At 71.0% G+C, this 21,548-nt stretch carries 19 protein-coding genes; 10 read left to right on the forward strand and 9 right to left on the reverse strand.

Annotated features, from left to right (window positions below; translation table 11 throughout):
• Window positions 1-120 precede the first annotated feature (120 nt).
• Both AB0G59_RS27485 and AB0G59_RS27490 read right to left on the reverse strand, forming a co-directional pair.
• The gene (locus AB0G59_RS27485; protein WP_360916926.1) at window positions 121-1,347 is read right to left on the reverse strand and encodes a hypothetical protein; all 1,227 of its coding nucleotides are present in this window, start codon (window positions 1,345-1,347) and stop codon (window positions 121-123) included.
• A 10-nt stretch (window positions 1,348-1,357) separates the two neighbouring features.
• Complete coding sequence (locus tag AB0G59_RS27490) at window positions 1,358-1,645, reverse strand: MoaD/ThiS family protein (protein ID WP_360917039.1); 288 nt, start codon at window positions 1,643-1,645, stop codon at window positions 1,358-1,360.
• A 165-nt stretch (window positions 1,646-1,810) separates the two neighbouring features.
• Here AB0G59_RS27490 and AB0G59_RS27495 point away from each other — a divergent pair, with 165 nt between their 5' ends.
• From AB0G59_RS27495 to AB0G59_RS27525, 7 genes are all read left to right on the forward strand, one after another.
• Window positions 1,811-3,544: an ABC transporter ATP-binding protein gene (locus AB0G59_RS27495; RefSeq protein WP_360916929.1), complete on the forward strand. Its 1,734-nt coding sequence runs from the start codon at window positions 1,811-1,813 to the stop codon at window positions 3,542-3,544.
• Between the two features lie 122 nt (window positions 3,545-3,666).
• A complete protein-coding gene (locus AB0G59_RS27500) occupies window positions 3,667-5,571 on the forward strand; it encodes an ABC transporter ATP-binding protein (RefSeq protein WP_360917042.1) in 1,905 nt (634 codons plus the stop codon).
• 448 nt (window positions 5,572-6,019) lie between these two features.
• Window positions 6,020-6,820: a response regulator transcription factor gene (locus AB0G59_RS27505; RefSeq protein ID WP_360916932.1), complete on the forward strand. Its 801-nt coding sequence runs from the start codon at window positions 6,020-6,022 to the stop codon at window positions 6,818-6,820.
• A 24-nt stretch (window positions 6,821-6,844) separates the two neighbouring features.
• A complete protein-coding gene (locus AB0G59_RS27510; protein ID WP_360916935.1) occupies window positions 6,845-7,870 on the forward strand; it encodes a LacI family DNA-binding transcriptional regulator in 1,026 nt (341 codons plus the stop codon).
• Window positions 7,871-8,027: 157 nt separating this feature from the next.
• A complete protein-coding gene (locus AB0G59_RS27515) occupies window positions 8,028-9,020 on the forward strand; it encodes a trypsin-like peptidase domain-containing protein (protein WP_360916938.1) in 993 nt (330 codons plus the stop codon).
• Between the two features lie 72 nt (window positions 9,021-9,092).
• Window positions 9,093-9,830 carry a response regulator transcription factor gene (locus AB0G59_RS27520; protein WP_360916941.1) on the forward strand — a complete coding sequence of 246 codons (738 nt, stop codon included), beginning with the start codon at window positions 9,093-9,095 and terminating at the stop codon, window positions 9,828-9,830.
• On the forward strand, window positions 9,827-11,230 hold the full coding sequence (locus AB0G59_RS27525; RefSeq protein WP_360916944.1) for an ATP-binding protein: 1,404 nt from the start codon (window positions 9,827-9,829) through the stop codon (window positions 11,228-11,230). The genes AB0G59_RS27520 and AB0G59_RS27525 overlap by 4 nt, the downstream gene beginning before the upstream one ends.
• On the opposite strand, the gene AB0G59_RS27530 is transcribed toward AB0G59_RS27525, so the two are convergent.
• The 3 genes from AB0G59_RS27530 to AB0G59_RS27540 all read right to left on the reverse strand — a co-directional run bounded on the left by AB0G59_RS27530 (window position 11,223) and on the right by AB0G59_RS27540 (window position 14,294).
• Window positions 11,223-12,485: a DUF2993 domain-containing protein gene (locus AB0G59_RS27530; protein WP_360916947.1), complete on the reverse strand. Its 1,263-nt coding sequence runs from the start codon at window positions 12,483-12,485 to the stop codon at window positions 11,223-11,225. The genes AB0G59_RS27525 and AB0G59_RS27530 overlap by 8 nt on opposite strands.
• Window positions 12,486-12,750: 265 nt before the next feature.
• Window positions 12,751-13,638, reverse strand: a complete 888-nt coding sequence (locus AB0G59_RS27535) for a ferredoxin (protein WP_360916950.1) — start codon at window positions 13,636-13,638, stop codon at window positions 12,751-12,753.
• Window positions 13,639-13,805: 167 nt separating this feature from the next.
• Entirely contained in the window at window positions 13,806-14,294 is a 489-nt protein-coding gene (locus tag AB0G59_RS27540; protein WP_360916953.1) for an ATP-binding protein, read from the reverse strand.
• A 235-nt stretch (window positions 14,295-14,529) separates the two neighbouring features.
• On the opposite strand from AB0G59_RS27540, the gene AB0G59_RS27545 reads away from it, so the two are divergent.
• Together AB0G59_RS27545 and AB0G59_RS27550 are read left to right on the forward strand one after the other, a co-directional pair.
• Window positions 14,530-15,381 carry a helix-turn-helix transcriptional regulator gene (locus tag AB0G59_RS27545; RefSeq protein WP_360916956.1) on the forward strand — a complete coding sequence of 284 codons (852 nt, stop codon included), beginning with the start codon at window positions 14,530-14,532 and terminating at the stop codon, window positions 15,379-15,381.
• A 12-nt stretch (window positions 15,382-15,393) separates the two neighbouring features.
• The gene (locus tag AB0G59_RS27550; RefSeq protein WP_360916958.1) at window positions 15,394-15,585 is read left to right on the forward strand and encodes a DUF397 domain-containing protein; all 192 of its coding nucleotides are present in this window, start codon (window positions 15,394-15,396) and stop codon (window positions 15,583-15,585) included.
• Here the strand turns inward: AB0G59_RS27550 and AB0G59_RS27555 are convergent.
• From AB0G59_RS27555 to AB0G59_RS27565, 3 genes are all read right to left on the reverse strand, one after another.
• Window positions 15,582-15,818 carry a hypothetical protein gene (locus tag AB0G59_RS27555; protein WP_360916961.1) on the reverse strand — a complete coding sequence of 79 codons (237 nt, stop codon included), beginning with the start codon at window positions 15,816-15,818 and terminating at the stop codon, window positions 15,582-15,584. The two genes, AB0G59_RS27550 and AB0G59_RS27555, sit on opposite strands and share 4 nt — an antisense overlap.
• 136 nt (window positions 15,819-15,954) lie before the next feature.
• Window positions 15,955-16,164, reverse strand: a complete 210-nt coding sequence (locus AB0G59_RS27560) for a hypothetical protein (RefSeq protein WP_360916964.1) — start codon at window positions 16,162-16,164, stop codon at window positions 15,955-15,957.
• Between the two features lie 117 nt (window positions 16,165-16,281).
• Window positions 16,282-16,908, reverse strand: a complete 627-nt coding sequence (locus AB0G59_RS27565; RefSeq protein ID WP_360916967.1) for an SMI1/KNR4 family protein — start codon at window positions 16,906-16,908, stop codon at window positions 16,282-16,284.
• Between the two features lie 171 nt (window positions 16,909-17,079).
• On the opposite strand from AB0G59_RS27565, the gene AB0G59_RS27570 reads away from it, so the two are divergent.
• Entirely contained in the window at window positions 17,080-19,737 is a 2,658-nt protein-coding gene (locus AB0G59_RS27570) for a hypothetical protein (RefSeq protein WP_360916970.1), read from the forward strand.
• On the opposite strand, the gene AB0G59_RS27575 is transcribed toward AB0G59_RS27570, so the two are convergent.
• Window positions 19,721-21,529: a bifunctional metallophosphatase/5'-nucleotidase gene (locus AB0G59_RS27575; RefSeq protein ID WP_360916973.1), complete on the reverse strand. Its 1,809-nt coding sequence runs from the start codon at window positions 21,527-21,529 to the stop codon at window positions 19,721-19,723. The two genes, AB0G59_RS27570 and AB0G59_RS27575, sit on opposite strands and share 17 nt — an antisense overlap.
• Window positions 21,530-21,548 lie beyond the last annotated feature (19 nt).

The raw sequence follows: 21,548 nt of genomic DNA on the forward strand, positions 1-21,548 counted from the left end.
GTTCGCGGGCGAGACGCCATATTGCGTGACCGTCTTCCAGTCGCGGTGTCTCAAGCCGGATTTCCCCCGTGTGTGGGGGCTTGGGATCAGCTGGGTCGCAGCCCCTCCGGCGTTTGAGGGCTATCCCAGCGCTCGTCCCAGCACGTACACCGCCGGTGCGGCGATCGTCAGCGGCAGGGCCACGCCCGCCGTCATGTGCACGAACCGCGACGGGTAGTCGTAGCTCGCCACCCGCAGGCCGATCAGCGCGCAGACGCCGGCCGCCAGGCCCAGCAGCGCGGCCGATGCGCCCATGTCGGTCAGCCGGCCGGCCGCCACGCCCGCGCCCGCGGCCGCGATCAGCGCGACGACGGGGGAGGCGACGGACGGCAGCGGCAGGGCGCGCGCCAGGACGGCCGCGGCCACGCCGATCGAGCCGACGACGACCGCGTCGGAGTCCGCAGCCAGATGACCGCCCGCCATGACCGCCAGGGCGGCCGAGGCGGTCGCGGCGGTCAGCCCGTACAGCCGCTCGTCGGGCGAGGCGTGGCTGCGCAGCTGGAGCACGACGACCAGCAGAATCCATACGCCCAGCGTGCCGAGCAGGACGGTCGGCGCCTTCGCCGTGTCCGTGGCCAGCAGGCCGATGTCGGCGACCACGCCGCCGAGGAACGCCAGCGCGATGCCCTGCCGGGCCGGCCACATGCCGTTCAGCCGGAACCAGCCGGCCGCCGTCACCGCCTGCAGCAGCACCAGCGGCACGGCCAGCGCGGGCCGCGCCAGCGGTGCCGTGACGGCCAGCAGCACGGCGAGGAAGGACGTGATCAGCGCCGGTTGGAGCCCCGGGGAGAGGATCTGCGGCCGGCCCTCGGCCCTGGCCTTCTCGGCGGCCGTCATCGGCCGCTCCGGCTCCGCCTCCGGCTCGGGGTGCGCCGCCGCGGCCGGAGCGTAGGCGTCCGCCAGGGACGCGTGCGCCGCGGGTGCGGGCTGCTGCTCCTGGGCCCAGGCCGCGGCGCCGGCGGCACCGCCGACGGGCCACGGCGACTCGTACGCCGGCTCGGCGACCGGGGCAGGGGCCGGGGCCGGTGCCGGGGCCGGTGCCGGCGCCTGCTGCTGCCAGCTCTGCGCGTCCCAGGTCTGGGTCTGCCAGGTCTGTGTGACGGGCCCGTCCTGCTCCGGCCAGTCGTGCTGGGGCCAGGCGGCGGGCGTCTGCGGCTGGTGCTGCTGCGCCGGGGCCTGGGAGTCGTACGGGTAGTCGTACGCCGGCTGTCCCGCCTGCTCCTGGTGATCCGTACGAGGCTCGTACGGCCCGTAGGGCTCATAGGGCCGGTGGGGATCGTACGAATTGTGGTGATACTGATCGCTCATGCTGGCGGGGTCACCCTCCTGCGAAGGGCGGGAGCACCTCGACCGTGCCGCCCTCGGCCAGTTGGACCGTCGAGTGGTCGCGCGTGCCGACGGGGTCGCCGTCCACGAGGAAGGAGCAGCGCGAGAGCACCCGCGCGAACTCCGGCTCGTCCTCGTGCCGCCGCCGTGCCGCGTCCAGCGCGTCCGCGAGCGTCCGTGCCGTGTACGGCTCTTCGGCCGTACCGGCGGCGGCCTTGGCCGCGGCCCAGTACCGGATCGTGCCGGCCGGTGGTTCCGGCGGCGCCGGCTGTGCCGGCAGCCGTGCCGGCCGTGCCGGGTGTGTCGTCGCCACGGCGACCCCTCTTTTTCGGTTCCGTTCATTCCGGCTTCTTGCCGCCCCCCATGATGACGGGTGCCGGACGGGCACGGTCCCCAGCCGGTAAAGGAGGGGCCGTGTGGAGGGCTGCTCGCATAGGCTGCCTTTGTGTTGGTACGACTTCTCCGGGTCCATTTGAGGCCCTACTCGGGGGCCATCGCGACAGTCGTGCTGCTGCAACTCGTGCAGACGCTCGCGACGCTCTACCTGCCCACGCTCAACGCGGACATCATCGACAAAGGCGTCGTCAAGGGCGACACCGGCTACATCCTCCAGACCGGCGGGCTGATGCTCGCCGTGACCCTCGCCCAGGTCGTGTGCGCCGTCGGCGCCGTGTACTACGGCGCCCGCACGGCCATGGCGGTCGGCCGCGACCTGAGGGGCGCGGTCTTCGACCGGGTGCAGTCCTTCTCGGCGCGCGAGATGGGGCACTTCGGCGCGCCTTCGCTGATCACCCGCACCACCAACGACGTCCAGCAGGTCCAGATGCTGGCCCTGATGACGTTCACGCTCATGGTGTCCGCGCCCATCATGTGCGCCGGCGGCATCGTGATGGCGCTCAACCAGGACGTACCGCTCTCCGCGCTGCTGCTGGCGATCGTCCCGGCGCTGGCGCTCATCGTGTCGCTGATCATCTGGCGGATGCGCCCGCTGTTCCGGGGGGTGCAGGAGCGCATCGACACCGTCAACCGGGTGCTGCGCGAGCAGATCACCGGCATCCGCGTCATCCGCGCCTTCGTCCGCGACACCCACGAGCGGAAACGATTCACGGGCGCCAACGACGACTTGATGGACGTCTCGCTGCGGGCCGGGCGGCTGATGTCGCTGATGTTCCCGTCCGTGATGCTGGTCGTGAACCTCTCCTCGATCGCCGTCGTGTGGTTCGGCGCCCACCGCATCGACGACGGAGGCATGCAGATCGGCGCCCTGACGGCGTTCCTCAGCTACCTCATGCAGATCCTGATGGCCATCATGATGGCCACCTTCATGTTCATGATGGTGCCGCGCGCCGAGGTCTGCGCGGAGCGCATCCAGGAGGTCCTGACCACCGACTCCAGCGTGGTGCCGCCGGCCGCGCCGGTCACCGAGCTGCGCGGGCGCGGCCATCTGGAGCTGCGCGGCGTCGCCTTCGGCTACCCGGGCGCCGAGGAGCCCGTCCTCAAGGACGTCTCGCTCGCCGCCCGGCCCGGCGAGGTCACGGCCGTCATCGGCTCCACGGGCAGCGGCAAGTCGACCCTGCTGGGCCTGATCCCGCGCCTGTTCGACGCCACCGCCGGCACGGTCCTCGTCGACGGCGTGGACGTACGGGACCTGGACCCGGTCGTCATGGCCGAGGCCGTGGGGCTCGTACCGCAGAAGCCGTACCTCTTCAGCGGCACCGTGGCCTCCAACCTGCGCTACGGGCGCCCCGACGCGAGTGACGAGGAGCTGTGGCAGGCGCTGGAGACCGCGCAGGCCCGCGACTTCGTCGAGGCGATGGACGGGCGGCTCGAGGCGCCGGTGGCCCAGGGCGGGTCCAACGTCTCGGGCGGCCAGCGCCAGCGCCTGGCGATCGCCCGCGCCCTGGTCCGCAGGCCGGAGATCTATCTCTTCGACGACTCCTTCTCCGCGCTCGACTACGCCACCGACGCCCGCCTGCGGGCCGCCCTCGCCCGGGAGACCGGCGACGCGACGGTCCTGATCGTCGCGCAGCGGGTGTCGACCATCCGCGACGCCGACCGCATCGTGGTCCTGGACGAGGGCCGGGTCGTCGGTACGGGTACCCACACCGAATTGATGGGGACGAACGAGACGTACCGGGAGATCGTGCTCTCCCAGCTCACCGAGGAGGAGGCGGCGTGACGTCCCCCGACAAACCCGGCAGCCCCGCTGCCGGCACCGCAGCGGCCGAGGAGGCCGGTCCCGGCGAAGGCCGGGGCGCCACGCGCAGAGGCCCGGCGCCGGCGGCCGGTATCGGACGCTTCATGGGTGGACAGCCCACCGAGAAGTCCATGGACTTCGGCCGCTCCAGCCGCAGGCTGCTGGCCCAGCTGCGCCCGGAGCGGGCCGTCATCACCGTGGCGCTGGCCCTCGGCGTCGTCAGCGTCGCGCTGTCCGTCATCGGCCCGAAGATCCTCGGCCATGCCACCGACCTGATCTTCGCCGGCGTCGTGGGCCACCGGATGCGGCCCGGCACCTCGAAGGCCGAGGCCCTGGAGCACCTGCGGGCGCAGGGCGACGGCCGCATCGCCGACGTGCTGAGCGGCGTCGACTTCACCCCCGGGCAGGGGATCGACTTCGACGCGGTCGGCACGGTGCTGCTGTGGGTGCTGCTGATCTACGTCGGCGCCTCGCTGTTCGCGTTCATCCAGGCCCGCATCGCCACGAACGTCGTCCAGCGGGCCGTCTTCCGGCTGCGCGAGGAGGTCGAGGAGAAGCTCGGGCGGCTGCCGCTGAGCTACTTCGACAAGCAGCAGCGCGGCGAGGTCCTCTCCCGCGCCACCAATGACATCGACAACATCGCGCAGACGCTGCAGCAGACGCTGAGCCAGATCATGGCCTCGGTCCTGACGATCGTCGGCGTGCTGGCCGTGATGTTCTGGATCTCCTGGCTGCTGGCGCTGGTCGCGCTGATCACCGTGCCGGTGTCGATCGTGGTCGCCACCAAGGTCGGCAAGCGCGCGCAGCCGCAGTTCGTCGCCCAGTGGAAGTCCACCGGCAAGCTCAACGGCCACATCGAGGAGATGTACACCGGCCACTCCCTGGTGAAGGTCTTCGGCCGGCAGAAGGAGTCCGCCGAGACCTTCCGCAAGGAGAACGAGGAGCTGTACACCGCGGGCTTCAAGGCCCAGTTCATATCCGGTCTGATCCAGCCCGCGATGATGTTCATCGGCAACCTCAACTACGTACTCGTCGCCGTCGTCGGCGGTCTGCGCGTGGCCAGCGGCTCGCTGTCGATCGGTGACGTGCAGGCCTTCGTGCAGTACTCGCGCCAGTTCAGCCAGCCGCTCACCCAGGTGGCCTCCATGGCCAACCTGGTCCAGTCCGGCGTCGCCTCCGCCGAGCGCGTCTTCGAGCTGCTGGACGCCGAGGAGCAGTCCCCGGACGCCGAGGAGGCGCCGCGGCCCGGCCATGTGAGCGGCCAGGTGTCCTTCGAGAAGGTCTCCTTCCGCTACGAACCGGACAAGCCCCTCATCGAGGACCTGTCCCTGACCGTGCGGCCGGGACAGACCGTCGCCATCGTCGGCCCCACCGGCGCGGGCAAGACCACGCTGGTCAATCTGCTGATGCGGTTCTACGAGGTGGCCGGCGGCCGCATCACGCTCGACGGCGTCGACATCGCGGCCATGCGCCGCGAGGACCTGCGCTCCCACATCGGCATGGTGCTCCAGGACACCTGGCTCTTCGGCGGCACCATCGCGGACAACATCGCCTACGGGGCGCCCGAGGGCACCTCGATGGACAAGATCGTCCAAGCGGCGAGGGCCACCCACGTGGACCGCTTCGTGCGCACCCTCCCCGACGGCTACGACACCGTCATCGACGAGGAGGGCTCCAACGTCAGCGTCGGCGAGAAGCAGCTGATCACCATCGCCCGGGCGTTCCTGGCCGAGCCGGAGATCCTGGTGCTCGACGAGGCCACGAGCTCCGTCGACACCCGCACCGAGGTGCTCATACAGCAGGCGATGGCCCAGCTGCGCACGGGCCGCACGAGCTTCGTCATCGCGCACCGGCTCTCCACGATCCGCGACGCGGACGTGATCCTGGTGATGGAATCCGGCCGCATCGTGGAGCAGGGCACCCACGAGTCGCTGCTGGCCGCGGACGGCGCGTACGCCCGGCTGTACGCGGCACAGTTCGCCCAGCCGGTGGCGGTGGAAGAGGTCTAGCGGAACGGTACGGGCGCCCGGGGGCGTACCGGCGCGTGCTCCGGCGCGTGCCCCGGTGCGCCCCTCGTGCTGCACCGTATGGCCCGTGCGCGTGCGGGGCCGGGGCCGTGTGCGGCGCGGCAGACTGGACCCGAAGGGGTGCTCACGCCGCATCCGCCCGCACGCGGTCCCGTGTCAAGAGCGCAGTGCGATGACCACTCGAAGTGATCGACGAAACACAAGCTCGTGCAAAATCGTCCGTCCCTCCGAAAGTCATCTGGGTTATTCTGCTGGGCAGAGAGGATCCGGGCAGAGTAGCCCCCGGGTCCTTTTGTGCATTCGGACGACGAGCAGTGCCCCACCGTCCTCGCAGGGACCGAGGAGGAACCGACGCAATGGGCGAGCGAAGCGCACGAGACAAGAGCAAGAGCCGGACACGGCGCACGACGACCGAGGCGGGAGGCGGCCGATGAGCTCCTTGCTGCTCCTGACCAATGCCCTCCAGCCGTCGACCGAGGTGCTGCCCGCGCTCGGCCTGCTGCTGCACAGCGTCCGGGTGGCCCCCGCGGAGGGCCCGGCCCTCGTGGACACCCCCGGCGCCGACGTCATACTGATCGACGGCCGCCGTGACCTGCCCCACGTACGCAGCCTGTGCCAGCTCCTGCGCTCCACCGGCCCCGGCTGTCCGCTGATCCTCGTCGTCACCGAGGGCGGCCTGGCCGCCGTCACCGCCGACTGGGGCGTCGACGACGTGCTCCTGGACACCGCGGGCCCGGCCGAGGTCGAGGCCCGGCTGCGGCTGGCCATGGGCCGCCAGCAGATCTCCATGGACGACAGCCCCATGGAGATCCGCACCGGCGACCTCTCCGTGGACGAGGCGACCTACAGCGCCAAGCTCAAGGGCCGGGTCCTCGACCTGACCTTCAAGGAATTCGAGCTCCTGAAGTACCTCGCCCAGCACCCCGGCCGCGTCTTCACCCGGGCGCAGCTGCTGCAGGAGGTCTGGGGCTACGACTACTTCGGCGGTACGCGCACCGTGGACGTCCACGTCCGGCGGCTGCGCGCCAAGCTCGGCCCCGAGCACGAGTCCCTCATCGGCACGGTCCGCAATGTCGGGTACCGCTTCGTGCTGCCGGAGAAGACCGAGCGCCCGGCGGAGGAGGCCAAGCCCAAGGAGACGGCCGAGCCGAGCGCGAAGCAGGGCCGCCCGGTGCGGAAGGAGCAGCCGCGGACTGTCGAAACCGAGACCGTTCGCCCGGTGAAACGGTAGGTGGACCCGCGTAGACTGCCGCGCGTGGCCAAGGTGACGCGGGACGATGTGGCGAGGCTTGCGGGGACGTCGACCGCGGTCGTCAGCTACGTCATCAACAATGGACCGCGCCCGGTGGCACCGGCGACGCGGGAGCGAGTGCTGGCCGCGATCAAGGAGCTGGGGTACCGGCCGGACCGGGTCGCCCAGGCGATGGCGTCACGACGGACGGACCTCATAGGCCTGATCGTCCCGGACGCGCGCCAGCCCTTCTTCGCGGAGATGGCGCACGCGGTCGAGCAGGCGGCGGCCGAGCGCGGGAAGATGGTCCTCGTCGGGAACTCCGACTATCTCGACGAGCGCGAAGTGCACTACCTTCGGGCCTTCTTGGGCATGCGGGTCTCCGGCCTGATCCTGATCAGCCAGGGCCCCAGCGAGACCGCGGCCATGGAGATCGACGCCTGGGACGCCCGCATCGTCCTGATGCACCGCAGGCCCGACGCCATAGACGACGTGGCCGTCGTCACGGACGACATCGGCGGCGCCCAGCTCGCCACCCGCCACCTCCTGGAGCACGGCCACCCCTACGTGGCCTGCCTCGGCGGCACGGAGGTCACGCCCACCGTGGGCGACCCCGTCACCGACCATGTGGAGGGCTGGCGCCGCGCGATGCGCGAGGCCGGCAAGTCCCTCGAGGGTCGGCTCTTCCAGGCCCCGTACAACCGCTACGACGCGTACAAGGTCGCCCTCGAGCTGCTCGCCGGCCCCGACCGGCCGCCGGCCCTGATGTGCGCCACCGACGACCAGGCCATCGGCGTCCTGCGGGCCGCCCGCGAGCTGCGCATCGACGTGCCCGGCGAGCTGGCCGTGGCCGCTTTCGACGACGTGAAGGAGGCGGCCCTCACGGACCCGCCCCTGACGACCGTCGCCTCCGACCGCCAGGCCATGGCCCGCTCCGCGGTGGATCTCGTCCTGGACGACGGCCTGCGGGTCGCCGGCTCGCGGCGGGAGCGGCTGAAGCAGTTCCCGTCGAGACTGGTCGTCCGCCGCTCCTGCGGCTGCGGCGGCTGACGCCGGGGCTCCGCCCCGGACCCCGGTCCTCAAACGCCGGACGGGCTGGATTTTGCCGGGGCACACTTCGCGCTCTTACGGGGACCGAACAACCTTCTGCACCCCTTCTCAGTGCGTACTCAGACTGTTCTCATCTGCACGGAGCACAGTCATACCCATGACGGAAAACGAGCCCCAGTACCCGGCCCGCCCGGCCTACAGCCCCTACGCCCACTTCGAGGAGCAGGCGCAGGCGCCGGCCCCCGCGCCGGCCCCCGGGCACCGGGCCGAGGGCCGGCCCCGGGCTAAGCGCCCGGCGGCGCTGCTCGCCGCCGTCGCCCTCGTGGCGGCCGTCGCCGGCGGCGGCGCCGCGGCGGTCGTCGGCGAGCTGGCCGGCGGATCGCACGGCACCGGCCAGTCCACCCCCGTCCAGAACGCCTCCACCAAGGGCACCGGCGTCGCGGCGGTGGCGAGCGCGGTCAGCCCCAGCATCGTGGAGATCAAGGCAGGCACCTCCTCCGGCCAGTCCACCGGCTCCGGCGTGATCGTCACCGGCGACGGTGAAGTGATCACCAACAACCACGTCGTCGCCGGCGCCGACACCGTCCGCGTCATCCTCAGCAACGGCACCACCAAGACCGCCAAGGTCGTCGGCACGGACCCCGACAAGGACCTCGCCCTCATCAAGATCCAGGACGCCAAGGGCCTGAAGGCCGCCACCCTCGGCGACTCCGGCAAGGTGCGGGTCGGCGACCAGGTCGTCGCCATCGGCTCGCCCGAGGGCCTGACCGGCACCGTCACCAGCGGCATCGTCTCCGCCCTCAACCGCGACGTCACCGTCTCCAAGGAGCAGGGCCGCGCCCAGCAGGAGCGCGGCGTACCGCAGTGGCCGTTCGAGTTCGGCGGCAACCAGTACAACGGCGACACCGGCTCGTCCAAGACCACGTACAAGGCCATCCAGACCGACGCCTCCCTCAACCCCGGCAACTCCGGCGGCGCGCTCATCAACATGAACGGCGAGATCATCGGCATCAACTCGGCCATGAAGCCGGCCGGTTCGGCGGGCGCGGGCGACTCGGCGGGCAGCATCGGCCTCGGCTTCGCCATCCCGGTCAACACGGTCAAGGCCGACCTGGCCAAGCTGCGCGCGGGCGGCGGCAGTGGCAGCTGAGCCCGGCGCACGGGAGGGCGTGCGAGGCTGAGAACGTCCGCCGTCACCGATGTACACCCGTGAGGTAAGCAGATGAGCCCCGCCGAGCACGGCGACCAGCCCGCCCGCATCCTGATCGTGGACGACGAGCCCGCCGTCCGCGAGGCGCTGCGCCGCAGCCTCGCCTTCGAGGGCTACGGCACGCAGCTGGCCGTCGACGGCCTGGACGCCGTGGAGAAGGTCGCGGCGTACGACCCGGAGCTGATCGTGCTCGACGTACTGATGCCGCGCATGGACGGCCTCACCGCCGCCCGGCGGCTGCGCGCCTCCGGCGTGACCGTACCGATCCTGATGCTGACCGCCCGCGACACCGTGGGGGACCGGGTGACCGGCCTCGACGCCGGCGCGGACGACTATCTGGTCAAGCCCTTCGAGCTGGACGAGCTGCTGGCCCGCATCCGCGCGCTGCTGCGGCGCAGCTCCTACGCGACGGCGGCCACCGCGGCCCCCTCCGACACCCAGGCCCTGTCCTACGCCGACCTGCGCATGGACCTCGCGACGCGCGAGGTGACGCGCGGCGGCCGCCGGGTGGAGCTGACGCGCACGGAGTTCACGCTGCTGGAGCTGTTCATGGCGCACCCGAGGCAGGTGCTGACGAGGGAACAGATCCTGAAGTCCGTATGGGGGTTTGAATTCGAGCCTTCGTCCAACTCGCTGGACGTCTACGTGATGTACCTGCGCCGCAAGACCGAGGCGGGCGGCGAGCCCAGGCTGGTGCACACGGTGCGCGGCGTGGGGTACGTCCTACGGGCCGAGGGCGGCGCCGAGTGATCACCAGATTCCGCCGACTGCCGCTGCGCTCGCGGCTGGCGCTGCTGACGGCGGCGGCCGTCGCGGTGGCCGTGGCGCTCGCGGCGGGGGCGTGCTGGCTGGTCACCAAGCAGCAGCTGAGCCACCAGCGGGACACGACCCTCACCAGCCAGCGCGTCGACGACAGGTCCGTCCAGGGGCTCGTCCAGACCTGCGGCACCAACCCCTCCGGGCTGCCGCCGGCCCCCGGCTCGTACACCATCCAGGTCGTCACGGCCGGCGGCCTGGTCTGCACGACGCCGGGCAAGGCCGCGATCCGGGTGACCGAGGACGACCTGGCAGTCGCGACGGGGCGCGTGGACGACGTGGTGCTGCACGACAGCCGGGCCACGGACGGGCAGGAGATGCGCGTCGCGACCTACCGCAGCGAGCGGCTGCCGAACACGGCCGTCTCCATCGCCCAGCCGGTGAGCGAGATCGACAAACCGCTCAACGCCCTGGCGCTGGTGCTGGTGATCACCGCCGGGGTGGGGGTGCTGGGCGCGGCGACGGCCGGCCTGTGGATCGCACGGGCGGCGCTGCGGCCGGTGGACCGGCTCACGGGCGCGGTGGAGCACATCGCCCGGACCGAGGACCTGGCGGTGCGCATCCCGGTGGAGGGCGACGACGAGATCGCCCGCCTCTCGAGCTCGTTCAACTCCATGACGGCCGCCCTCGCCTCCTCCCGCGACCGTCAGCAGCAGCTCATCGCGGACGCGGGACACGAGCTGCGCACCCCGCTGACGTCGCTGCGCACGAACATCGACCTGCTGGTGCGCAGCGAGGAGACGGGCCGGGCGATCCCGCCGGAGGACCGCAAGGAGCTGCTGGCGAGCGTCCGGGCGCAGATGGCGGAGCTGGCCGCGCTGATCGGCGACCTGCAGGAGCTCTCCCGCCCCGACGGTCCGGGTGCGAGCGGCCCGCTGCAGGTGGTCGCGCTGCACGAGGCGGTCGAACGGGCGGTGGGCCGGGCGCGGCTGAGGGCCGCCGGGGCCGGGCTGTCGATCGATGCGGAGATCGACAAGTGGTACGTACGGGCCGAGCCGGCCGCGCTCGAACGGGCCGTGGTGAACCTACTCGACAACGCCGTGAAATTCAGCCCGCCGGGTGGTGTGATCGAGGTCCGTCTGGTGAAGGGCGAGCTGACCGTACGCGACCACGGACCGGGCATCCCGGCCGATGAACTCCCGCATGTGTTCGACCGTTTCTGGCGCTCGCCGACCGCCCGCAGTCTGCCCGGCAGCGGCCTGGGCCTGTCGATCGTCGCCCAGACCGTCCAGCAGGCGGGCGGCGAGGTGGCCGTGCACGCGGCCGAGGGCGGCGGCGCGGTGGCGTGCGTCCGGTTGCCGGGTGCGGCGACGGAACCTCCGGCCCTCACCTGACGCCGCCCCGGCCGACCGCCAGACCGGAGGCCGACAGCTCCACCCGGATGCCGTCCCGCTGGACCGTGACCTCGCTCAGGTGCAGGTCGGGGGCCTGTGGGGGGAGGCGGAAGGAGAGGGAGAGACGGTCGGTGAGGGCGGGCGGCTGGAGCTGGGTGAGGGCGGTGAGCAGCTTGGGGTCGATGCCGAGCTTCTCCAGCAGCCAGGGGTGCTCGAGGACGACGTCGACGAGATTGATCCTCGTCAGCTCCTCCACGAAGCGCGGCGCCCCGGTGATCTCACGCAGCCGTTCCTCGCTGCGCAGGGCCGTGGCCAGGTCCTCCTCGGTCACCCCGAGCCGGGCGGCGACGGCCGGCACGGACAGCAGCTCCTTGACCCGGGCGGCGTCGCGGGCGATCCGGTCGGCGGTCTCGCGGTGCAGGGTGAGGCTCCTGCCGGCATCGGACCCGGCGGCCGGCCCGGGGCGGTACGTCGCGACGCGCGGGATGTCCAGGCTCACGCCGTCGATCTCCGTGGACACCGCCCGGTCGCCGTCGCGGCGCAGCTGGGCCTGGCCCCGCAGCCGCAGCTCCTGACCGGCGAGCGAGAGCCGGCCGTCCGCGCCGATGGCGTTGCCGCCGCGATCGCTGAAGCGCACCTGGGAGGCGCCCAGTTCGCGGTTCATGTCCTCGAACGAGAGCAGCACGCTGCCGCCGAGGTCGCCGACGACGGCACCGTTGATGCCCATCGGCAGACTGCCGGTGAGCCGCACGTCGCGGGCGCTCGCCCGCACCTTCGCGAGCGACACCCGGTCGGCGGCCACGTCGGGCACCGTGATGTCCACTTCCTTCAGGCGCTTGGCCAGCACCTGGGTGAGGAACGGGAAGCCGTGGATGTCCACTTGGGGCTCGGCGGCCAGGTGCAGGGTCCGCTGCAGCTGCTGCTGTGCCTTCTTCTCCGCGTACATCACCGCGCAGCGGTCCGCCAGCACGAGGAACGCCGCACCGGCGACCAGGACGAACAGCCACTTCGCGGCACGGCGGTACGTGCGTAGGGGGCTGGGCGGCCGCCTCCGGCCTCTGCCGCGCTGCCTGCGACGGCGACCGCGGCGCCGGTGGTCGGGCGGCGACCAGGGTTCGTCGTCGCCCGCGGCTAAGAGCGGCGGCTCCGCCGGTTCGTCGTAGGCCTGGTCGGGGCCGAGGGGATCGGGGTCGGCGAGGGCGGCCAGTTCCTCGTAGGGGTTGGGGGGACGGGGTATGCGCGTGGGGGTTCGCATCGCCACATCCCACCATGCGTGCCGCCCCCGTACGCAAGGGCTACCGCGAGTACCCGACAAATTCCTGACGCGTGGTTCGAACGGGAGTCTTAGCATCGATACGCGCAAGAGGCGGGACGGTTTTCGGCCGTTGTGCCGGGGATTTTCGTGTTGGCCGAGGTCGCGCTCTAGCGTGGTGCCCATGAAACGCGCTCGGGGGAGTCGCGACGATCACGCGACGTGTGCGGTAGGGATGTGGCGAGCGGTGAGACGGGGACGCGCCCCGCTACCAGCGGATGGCGGTGAAGTCGACGGGCCGGGGCTGTAGCCGCTGGGTGCGTTCGGCCAACTGCCACAGCCGCTCGCTCATCTCCTGAGCGGGCAGTCGCTTGCGGTCGCCGTGCCCCGGAAGGACCCACTCGAAGCGCAACCCGCCGGCGGCGGTACGGGCCAGGGACGCGCCGAGCTCCACGACGGAGTACCAGGTGACGCTGTCCGCCACCTCGAGGTCGCCGGTCGCGCGCGACCAGTAGAAGCTGTCACCGGCGAAGCAGTACCGCTCGTCGGCGACGTACAGCACGCTGCCGCGCGTATGCCCCGGCACCGGGTAGGCGATCACCCCTTCGCCGATCTCGGCCGGATCCGTCCCGCGCAGCACGCGGTCGGCGTCCGGGGCGGCGTCGAGGTCGCCCTCGTGAATCCACAGCCGCGCGCCGAAGCGGTCCGCGTACTGACGTCCGTGGGCGACGTGGTCCCGGTGCGTGAGCAGGACGTCGGTGACGGCCCCCAGCGCCTCGTACCGTGCGGCGAGCGCGGTGCTCCACCGGGGGGTGTCGATCATCATGAGGGCGCCGGAGGGGCGGCGGAGAAGGTAGGAGTTCGCGGCCGCGGTGTGCGGTGAATTGTGCCCGCACAGCCAGAGGTCGGTGTCCAGGAGGAGCGGGAAGGGGTCCAGGTCGGGGTCGAGCCGCTGGTCGCTGTGGCGGATGGAGCGGGTGTGACAGGCGTAGGCGGCGGCGTGCAGCTGCCGCACCTCGGCCTCGTCGCGGGGCTGGCGGACCACTTCGGCGCGTCCGTCGACCTCGTGGATGAGGTCGGGGGCGAGCTGGCGGGCCACGTCGCAGTTGGTGCAGCGGGAATCGACGTACCAGTGGGCCAACTGGGGGGTTTCCATGGGTCAGTGGTATCCCGGGCCGTTCGGAAAGCGGAAGGGGTGGCAGGGCTAGCGATTTCGCCCGGAACCGTATCGAAGGGGGGTGCGGGGGTGGTCCGGAACGCCCCGAATAGTTCCGTAATGCGTCCCGCGCGGGCGGCGCGGGACGCCGCTTGGGCCGCTCGCCGTCACGCCGCCATGCCGAGCGAGCCGGACCTGGGGCTCACCTCGCACCACAACAGCTTCCCGGCCACGCCCGGCAGCGACTGCCTGAGCGACCAACTGCCCCAGCTCTCCGCGCAGTGCCGCACGATGGACAGCCCGCTGGTCCCGTCGTCCACCCCGCCCTCCCCGTCCGCCGGCCAGGGCGGCGCGCCCTTGCCCCTGCGGCCGGGCCGTTCGAACTGCGCCGGGATCTCCGGGCTCGTGTCCCACACGCTGATACGGATTCGGCCGTCGCCGACCTCCTTCAGCCGGACCTCGGCGGGCCCGTCGGCGGACAGGTAGGAGTTCGTGACGAACTCACTGACCACGAGCTCGGCCACGTCCGCGAGTTCGCCCATGCCGTGGCTTTCGAGCACGCCGCGCAACGCCAGCCGGGCGATCCGTACGGATCGGGGGTCATGCGGAAGGATGAGCGAGTAGGACCAGCGGTTCTCCGGCGATACGGTTGCCATGGGTGGCTCCTTGCGGGGAGGTTGTCGCATTGCCGCGCGGTGTCAATGCCCAGCCCTTGCCGGGTGGGCAGGGCGGGGTGCGCTTCCGCTGGTGCGGCGGGCCGCGTGGGGAGTGGCTTGCCTCGACGGTAGGCCCATCGGCCGTATACCTAACAGCGGTTCGCGCGTAGGGCTATGAAAAGCCCCTCGTGTGGGTGACGGAACCGTGCCCTGCGGCGGCCCTACAGTGGGGCCCATGCCACCCAGCCTTCCCCCAACTCTCAGGCAGCGCCGCCTGGGCGCGGAGCTGCGCAAGCTCCGCGAGCGAGCAGGCCTGTCGTCAACGGCCGCCGCTGCGCGTTTCGGCTTCCAGCAGGCGCGAATGAGCATGATCGAGGCCGGTCGTCACGCGGTGAGTGCCGACCGGGTCCGGGCGATGGCCCGCAGCTACGCCTGCGCGGACGACAAGTTCACCGATGCCTTGGCCGACATGACGGGCGGGCGCACGCGCGGTTGGTGGGACGAGTACCGCGAGTACTTGCCGGCGAGCTTCGCGGACTTGGCCGAGCTGGAGCATCATGCGCATGGCGTGCGGGTCGCGCTGGTGATCCATATTCCTGGCCTTCTGCAGACCACGGACTACGCGAGGGCGGTCATTCAAGCCGCGGTGCCGCCGATGCGCGCGTACGAGGTGGAGCATCGCCTGTCGTACAGGATGAAGCGGCAGGGGGTTCTGCACCGCGATAGCCCGGTCCGCTATGCAGCAGTCATCCACGAAGCAGCGCTGCGAATGGGGTTCGGCGGAACGGAGACGGTTCGCGGGCAGCTTCGCCACCTCATCGAGATGAGCGAACTGGATCATGTCGCGATCCGGGTGATCCCGTTTACCGTGGGGGCCTTCGCAGGTGCCGGGCAGTCCTCGGACTACGTCTTTGGGCCTGTGGCCCAGCTCGATACAGTGCAGCTAGATGTAGCCCACGGCTGTCAGTTCATTGACGCCGAGGCCCAACTGGCCAAGTACCGGGCAATCCTGGATGGCATGGAAGAGACCGCTCTGGAGCCGGCTGAGTCGCGGGCCTTCATCCATAACCTCTCGCGCACCATCTGAAGGGCCGGAAGCGTGTCTACATATCGATGGCAAAAGTCCACCTACAGCGGCGATGCATCGAATTGCCTGAATGTCGCCGCCGAGGCGAATGGCGGTCTGCGCTTACGCGAAAGCGACGACCCCGGCACCGTCCTGGCCGTCACTCCCGCCGTCCTGCGCGCATTCCTGCGCACCGTCAAGGCGGGGGACCGGCGTACCGCCTAATGGCAGACGTACCGCTTCACGTTGTTGCGGATCTCCGTGATGGGGCTGCTGCAGCCCATGGGGCACGGGGCCGGCATGGCGGCGGCATTGATCTTCCGCTCGGGCGGGTGGTCGCACGCTGAGCAGTACCAGCAGGGCGGCTGGCCCGGTGTCGTGTCCCACCACATGGGGTTGTGGCAACGGTTGCAGCGGACGAGAGGCGCGGACTGGCCGCTGTGCGGGTCTACCGGCATGCCGTCATCGTCCCCGGACGGCCCGCTTGCCCTCTGCACTTCCGGCCCGGTTCCACTCGTACAGGTGTGGTGGCGCACCGGCCCCCGGAGCCGCGTAGCGGCGTAGCGGTACTCCGGGGGCGGAACGGCCGTGCCGTCAGACGAGGGGCTCCACGAGGTTGGGCAGCTCGATGATGGTGACGCCACCCGGGCCGGTGAGGCCGACGGCGCCGTTCAAGTTCGCGCCGATCAACTCCACAACGCTGGCGTGGACATCGGCCTGCGCCGGGGCCGCCAGCGCGGCGGCGCCCGCGGTGAGGAGGACGGTGGAGGCGAGGGTGACCAGGGCGCACTGCACGGTCTTCAAGGGGCTCTCCTGTCGATCACGCGTGGTGGGCGTGCCAGACCTTTCCGTCAGGCCATCCGCCAAACGGCGGTCGCTCGCCGCGCGGTAGTGCGCGCCCCGCGTGCGCGCCTGTTGGGCTCAGCAACCGCTGGCGGCGGACTCGGCCTCCTCCAGCCAGGCCAGGTACCAGCGCGCGAACGTCATCGGCTCGCCCTTGTCGTCGAGGAGCGGGGCCATGTCCACGCCGTCCGCACGGTGGTCCGACCAGATCCGTCCGCGCTCCGGGCCGCTCACGATGAGCCACTCGCGCAGGGCGCAGCCGAGGTGCGCGATCGCCACCGCGCCCGGCGTCCGGTCGGCCGACCACAGCAGGGGCTCCCACTCCTCGGCCCAGGCGTCGTAGGCGGCCTCGTGCGCGCTCGGGTCGTCGAAGTCGTCCTCGTCCGGCCAGGCCGCTGCCAGCTCCGCCAAGCGGTCGGCGTGCGGACCCTTCACCGGGAACGGCTCGGCCAGCCGCGACAGCTCGGTGAGGCAGGCCCCGTCGCCCTCCCAGCGCCAGCGGCCGTCGACCCGGCGTACGCCGAAGATCGCGTAACCGCCCGCCCCGACGTGCCGCAGGAACCCGCGGTACTCGTCGGGCAGGGCCACGCCGATCTGGGCCTCCAGTTCGGACAGTTCGTCCGCGGTCAGCGGGGCGCCCAGGAAGTGCCCACCGGCGAGCGCGAGCACGCGCTCGCGCACACCGGCCCATATCTGATCGTTCATGGGGCGAACCCTAGGCGGGGGGTGTGACAGGCACCCGCTTCGCACCCGTTCCGCTCGAATTGCCGCGCCGGGGATTCGTAGAAGACTGGAAGTGACGGCCCGAGCGGTTGGAGGGTCGGCATGTCCTCACGGCCGGAGAGACAGTCGAGTACGGAGGCTTCGCTGCTGCCTGTGCCGCACGTGAAGCGGACGGCGGCCCTCGCCGTGCTGGCGTTCGTCCTTCTGGTCCTCGGGGTCCGCGCCGTCGGTGCGCAAGCGCATGCGTGGCAGGCGGACCCGGCATGGTGGGGGCCGGTTCAGGCAATCACCGAGTGGGTCATGCAGATAGTCGGCGGAGTCGCTGCCCTGTTGAAGGGGAAGGGCGGGGCTCCGCTGAGTCAGCGCATCGGCTGTCTGCTGATGCTGATCGTCTTCTTCGTGATGTGGCGCCGGGCGATGCTCGCCCGGAACGCCTACCGGCCCGGCCCGGTGGATGTGCAGAAGCTCGTCGCCTCGGGGCCCGAAGTCGAGCCCCAAGTCGAGGGGCTCACGGCCCAGTTGCGCAAGTACTTGTCGGAGACGAATCTCTACCCTCCCACCGCACTCCCCGCCGAGCCTCCCGCGGACAATTTCATCGATCTCCTGGGGGACGTCGACATCGAGCCGAAGAAGTTCGGCACGAGCCTGCTGAGGCTCTTCAGCCGGATTCGGCCCAAGGTCGCCTACACGGTCCGTGGCGTGCTGCGTGAACAGGCACAGGAAGCGCGGTGCGGTGTCACGATCACCGTCACCTCGTATGCCATGAGAGGCAGCCGCACGGAGACGCTCTGGGCGGCCACCTGGGACGACGTGGTGCGCTTGGCCGGGAACTGGGTGATGTCCTCGCTGGTGCCGGTGACGCGCGCGGGCAAGCGGCCGCCGTGGCAGGAGTGGCACGGGCGGTGTCTGCAGCCCGAATTGTTCGCCGCGTACCAGGAGGGGCGGCGCCTCAGCAAGGAGCGGAAGTTCGATGCTGCCCTGGAGCGCTATTACACGGCGCTGCGGCTCGATCCGTCGAACCTGTACCTGCGCACGCAGATAGCGGGCATCCAGGAAAAGCTGTGGCTGCACATCGACGCTCTCGAGACGTATTACGGCGCGATGCTCCTGGACGGCTGCACCGAGGAGGAGCGGGACCGGCGCCTCACCATGGGGCGTTGGAATCCTCTCAGGTGGCGACGGCGCTACCGGTGGTGGCGGAACGGGCTTCTCGAGGTCCGCTTCCGCTACGCCGTCGTGCTCGGAATCGCCGAGCAGACCGCCAAGCAGTGGTGCACGACCCGCTACGGCGACGACTACTGCCCACGGCGCGCACGGGCCCGCGAGGAAATCCGTCAGGCGATGACGCCGGCGTTCGTCGATCGCTACTGGCGCGCTTTCCTCGGCAGCACCCATCCCGGCGGACTGTCGTTCGGGGCGGACGAGCCGCTGATCAGGGGATGGCTCACCGGGCTCCTCGACGCGCATCAGGACAGGGAGACCATCCGGGTCGTCTTCCAGCGCGCCTGCGCGGAGGAGATGAATCAGATCGTCCGCGACACCCCCTGGTCCAGCCTTCTCCCCTTTGTCGTCGCTCGCTACCGCGGCACTCTCACATGGGCCTCGCTCCGGCTCAATCAGCAGGTCTGGGCGCCGCTGCGGCTGGCCTGGGCGATGGACGGACACTATCCGCGGTACTGGTCCTCCGGTCTCCAGGCGAGCCCGGTATGGCTCGAGAGCGCGCAACAGCTCGACGAGCGGGTGCAGCGGGTCCTGGACCGGCCGCTGGGACACTTCCTGACGCGGTGGGCGAGGGAATGGAACGTCCTGCCCCGCCGCCCTTGGCAGGACAGCTACAACGCGGCCTGCGTCTACGCGGCGGCCATGAACCACCAGTTCCACAGAAAGGACGGCGGAGAACTCGCGAGGTACGCGGTGCGGGCACTCGAGGACGCGACGCGGACCGACCGCAGCAGCTCTCAGTACCTCGCGGGGTCATGGCTGCTCACCGAGGACCCCGACCTGGTCGCGCTGCGTCGGCAGCCTCGTTTCGTGCGCTTCGAACGGGAGACCTACCCGCATGCCGCTCCCGATCGCCACAGGTCGGAGCGGCCTCTGACGGCCGAGATCATGGCCTGCCATCACGCCGTCCTCCGGGCGACGGCAGAAGTCATGGAACACACGTGGCACGACCGCAGGAAACGGCTTCCCGTCGAGTTCCCCGAGCTCGCCCGGTGGTTCGCCAGCGAAGTCGAGATGTGGGAACGCGTCTATCAGTTCGCCAGGAACCGGGGATGCGACTGGCGCGACCGGGAAAGGCTGTTGCAGGCCGTGCGCGGAGTCGCCGAGCCGGCTCTTGTGATCCGCCGCGGGCTGCCGGCGGGCCTTCCCGAACTCGACGACCTCCTGGACGCGGCGTGGTTCGAGCACGGAAGGTCCGATGGCTGGGTCGAATTGTTCGGCGCGTCGATAGCGCAGCGTCTGACCATCCTGAGCCAGGACCTGAAGAGCGCGAGGACCGGTTCGCCCACCGCGTTCTCGCCGATCAGCCGCAGTGAGCAGTGGCTCGCCGCGGTCCGGCGGGACGGCGCCCTCTCCCACCTGGTGGCGCAGGGCGCGGTCCGGCAGGCGTGCTGGGACTACGAGGCCGTGTGGCGGGCGCTGGGGGATCAGCTCGATCCCGCCGGGGACCCCCGTGCGCTGTCGGCGGTGCTGGGCCGCCTCCGCAGGCCACGTGAGACCTGGCGCGGCCTCGCCGCCGGACATCCGGATGGTGCCCGCCGCCGACGCGGCACGCGGGCACCCCCTCACACGGTTACTTCACGATCGTGATCCGGTCACCCTTCGGCGGCGCCAGCGGCGCCTCCTTCGTCGAGTGCGCCTGCAGGTACGCCACGAAGACGTCCAGGTCGGAGGAGCCCACGCGCTTGTTGGTGCCGTCCTTGAAGGCCGGGAAGCCGTCGCCGCCGCCCATGAGGAACTCGTTCGCCGCGACGCGGTAGGTCCTGCCCGCCTCGATCGGCGTGCCGTTGAGCTTGACCGAGGACGCGACGATGCGGTCGGCGCCCTTCTTCGTCAGGTCCAGGGTGTAGGTCAGGCCCTTGCTGACCTGCAGGATCTTCGGCTGGGCCTCGTTCGGGCCGCTGACCTGCTGCTGCAGGGCCGCCAGGAGCTGGGCGCCGGTGAGGTCCTTGGTCTGCATCATGTTGGTGAAGGGCTGGACGGTGAACGCCTCGCCGTAGGTCACCACGCCGTCGCCCTCGGCGCCGGAGGCCTTGAAGGCCAGGTCCGAGCGGACGCCGCCGGGGTTCATGAAGGCGATCTGGGCGCCGCCCTTGTCGGGGGCCGAGGTGCCCTCGAGCTGGGCGTCCGTGATGACGTCGCCGAGCGGCTGCTCGTACGCCTCCGAGCCGCGGCCGTTGATGTCGGCGGAGATGTAGCCGACCGGCTTGTTGGCGACCGGGGCCGCCAGGGTCTTCCAGCGGTCGATGAGCTTGGTCATGTCCGCGGCCTTGGGCTGCTCGCGGTCCACGACGTGGTTCTTGGCGCGCGGGCTCTTGACCGTCGTACGGACGATGTCCTTGGTGCGGCGGTCGTACGTCAGCGTCGTGTCGGTGTACAGGCGGCCGAAGGAGGCGGCCGAGGTCACCGTGCGCGGGGTGCCCGACGGGTCGGGGATGGTGCAGGCGTAGGCCTGGTGGGTGTGGCCGGTGACGAAGGCGTCGACCTTCGGGGTGACCTTCTTGGCGATGTCGACGATCGCGCCGGAGATGCCCGCGCCCGCGCCGGGGGTGTCGCAGTCGTAGTTGTACGAACCGGACGCCGGCATGCCGCCCTCGTGGATGAGGGTGACGATCGACTTCACGCCCTGGCGGTCGAGTTCCTTGGCGTACTTGTCGATGGTCTCGACCTCGTCGCGGAACTTCAGGCCCTTGACGCCCTCGGCCGTGACGACGTCCGGGGTGCCCTCGAGCGTGAGACCGATGATGCCGATCTTGACGCCCTTGTGCTTCCAGATCGTGTACGGCTTGAGGATGGGCCGGCCGGTCTTCTCGTCGGTGACGTTCGCCGCGAGGTAGGGGAAGTCGGCGCCCTGGAAGGTCTTGCCCTTCTCGAAGCAGCCCTCCTTCGGGTGGCAGCCGCCGCGCTGCATGCGCAGCAGCTCGGCGCGGCCCTCGTCGAACTCGTGGTTGCCGACCGAGGTGGCGTCCAGCTTGATCTTGTTGAGCGCCTCGATGGTCGGCTCGTCGTGGAAGAGGCCGGTCATCAGCGGGCTGGCGCCGATCATGTCGCCGGCGGCCGCGGTGATGGAGTACTCGTGGCCCTTGCGGGCCGTGCGCAGCGAGTTGGCGAGATACTCCACGCCGCCGGCCGGTATGACCTTCTTCGTGCCGTCGGCCTGGGTCTCCGTCACGGTGCCGGAGGAGCCCTGCGGGGGCTCGAGGTTGCCGTGCAGGTCGTTGAACGAGAGCAGCTGGACGTCCACGGTGCGGCCCTGGTCGCGGGCGCCGGCCGGGGTCGCGGAGACGGCCAGGGTCCCGGCGGTGGCGGCGAGCACGGCGGCGGTGGCGGTCAGCCGCGTGAGGGCGAGGCGCTTGCGTCGAGGCAGCGTCTTCGCGGGCATGCGTTCCCCTTATTGAGAA

Origin of the sequence: Streptomyces sp. NPDC021096 (genome assembly GCF_040641275.1) — a bacterium.
In the GTDB taxonomy this organism is placed as follows: domain Bacteria; phylum Actinomycetota; class Actinomycetes; order Streptomycetales; family Streptomycetaceae; genus Streptomyces.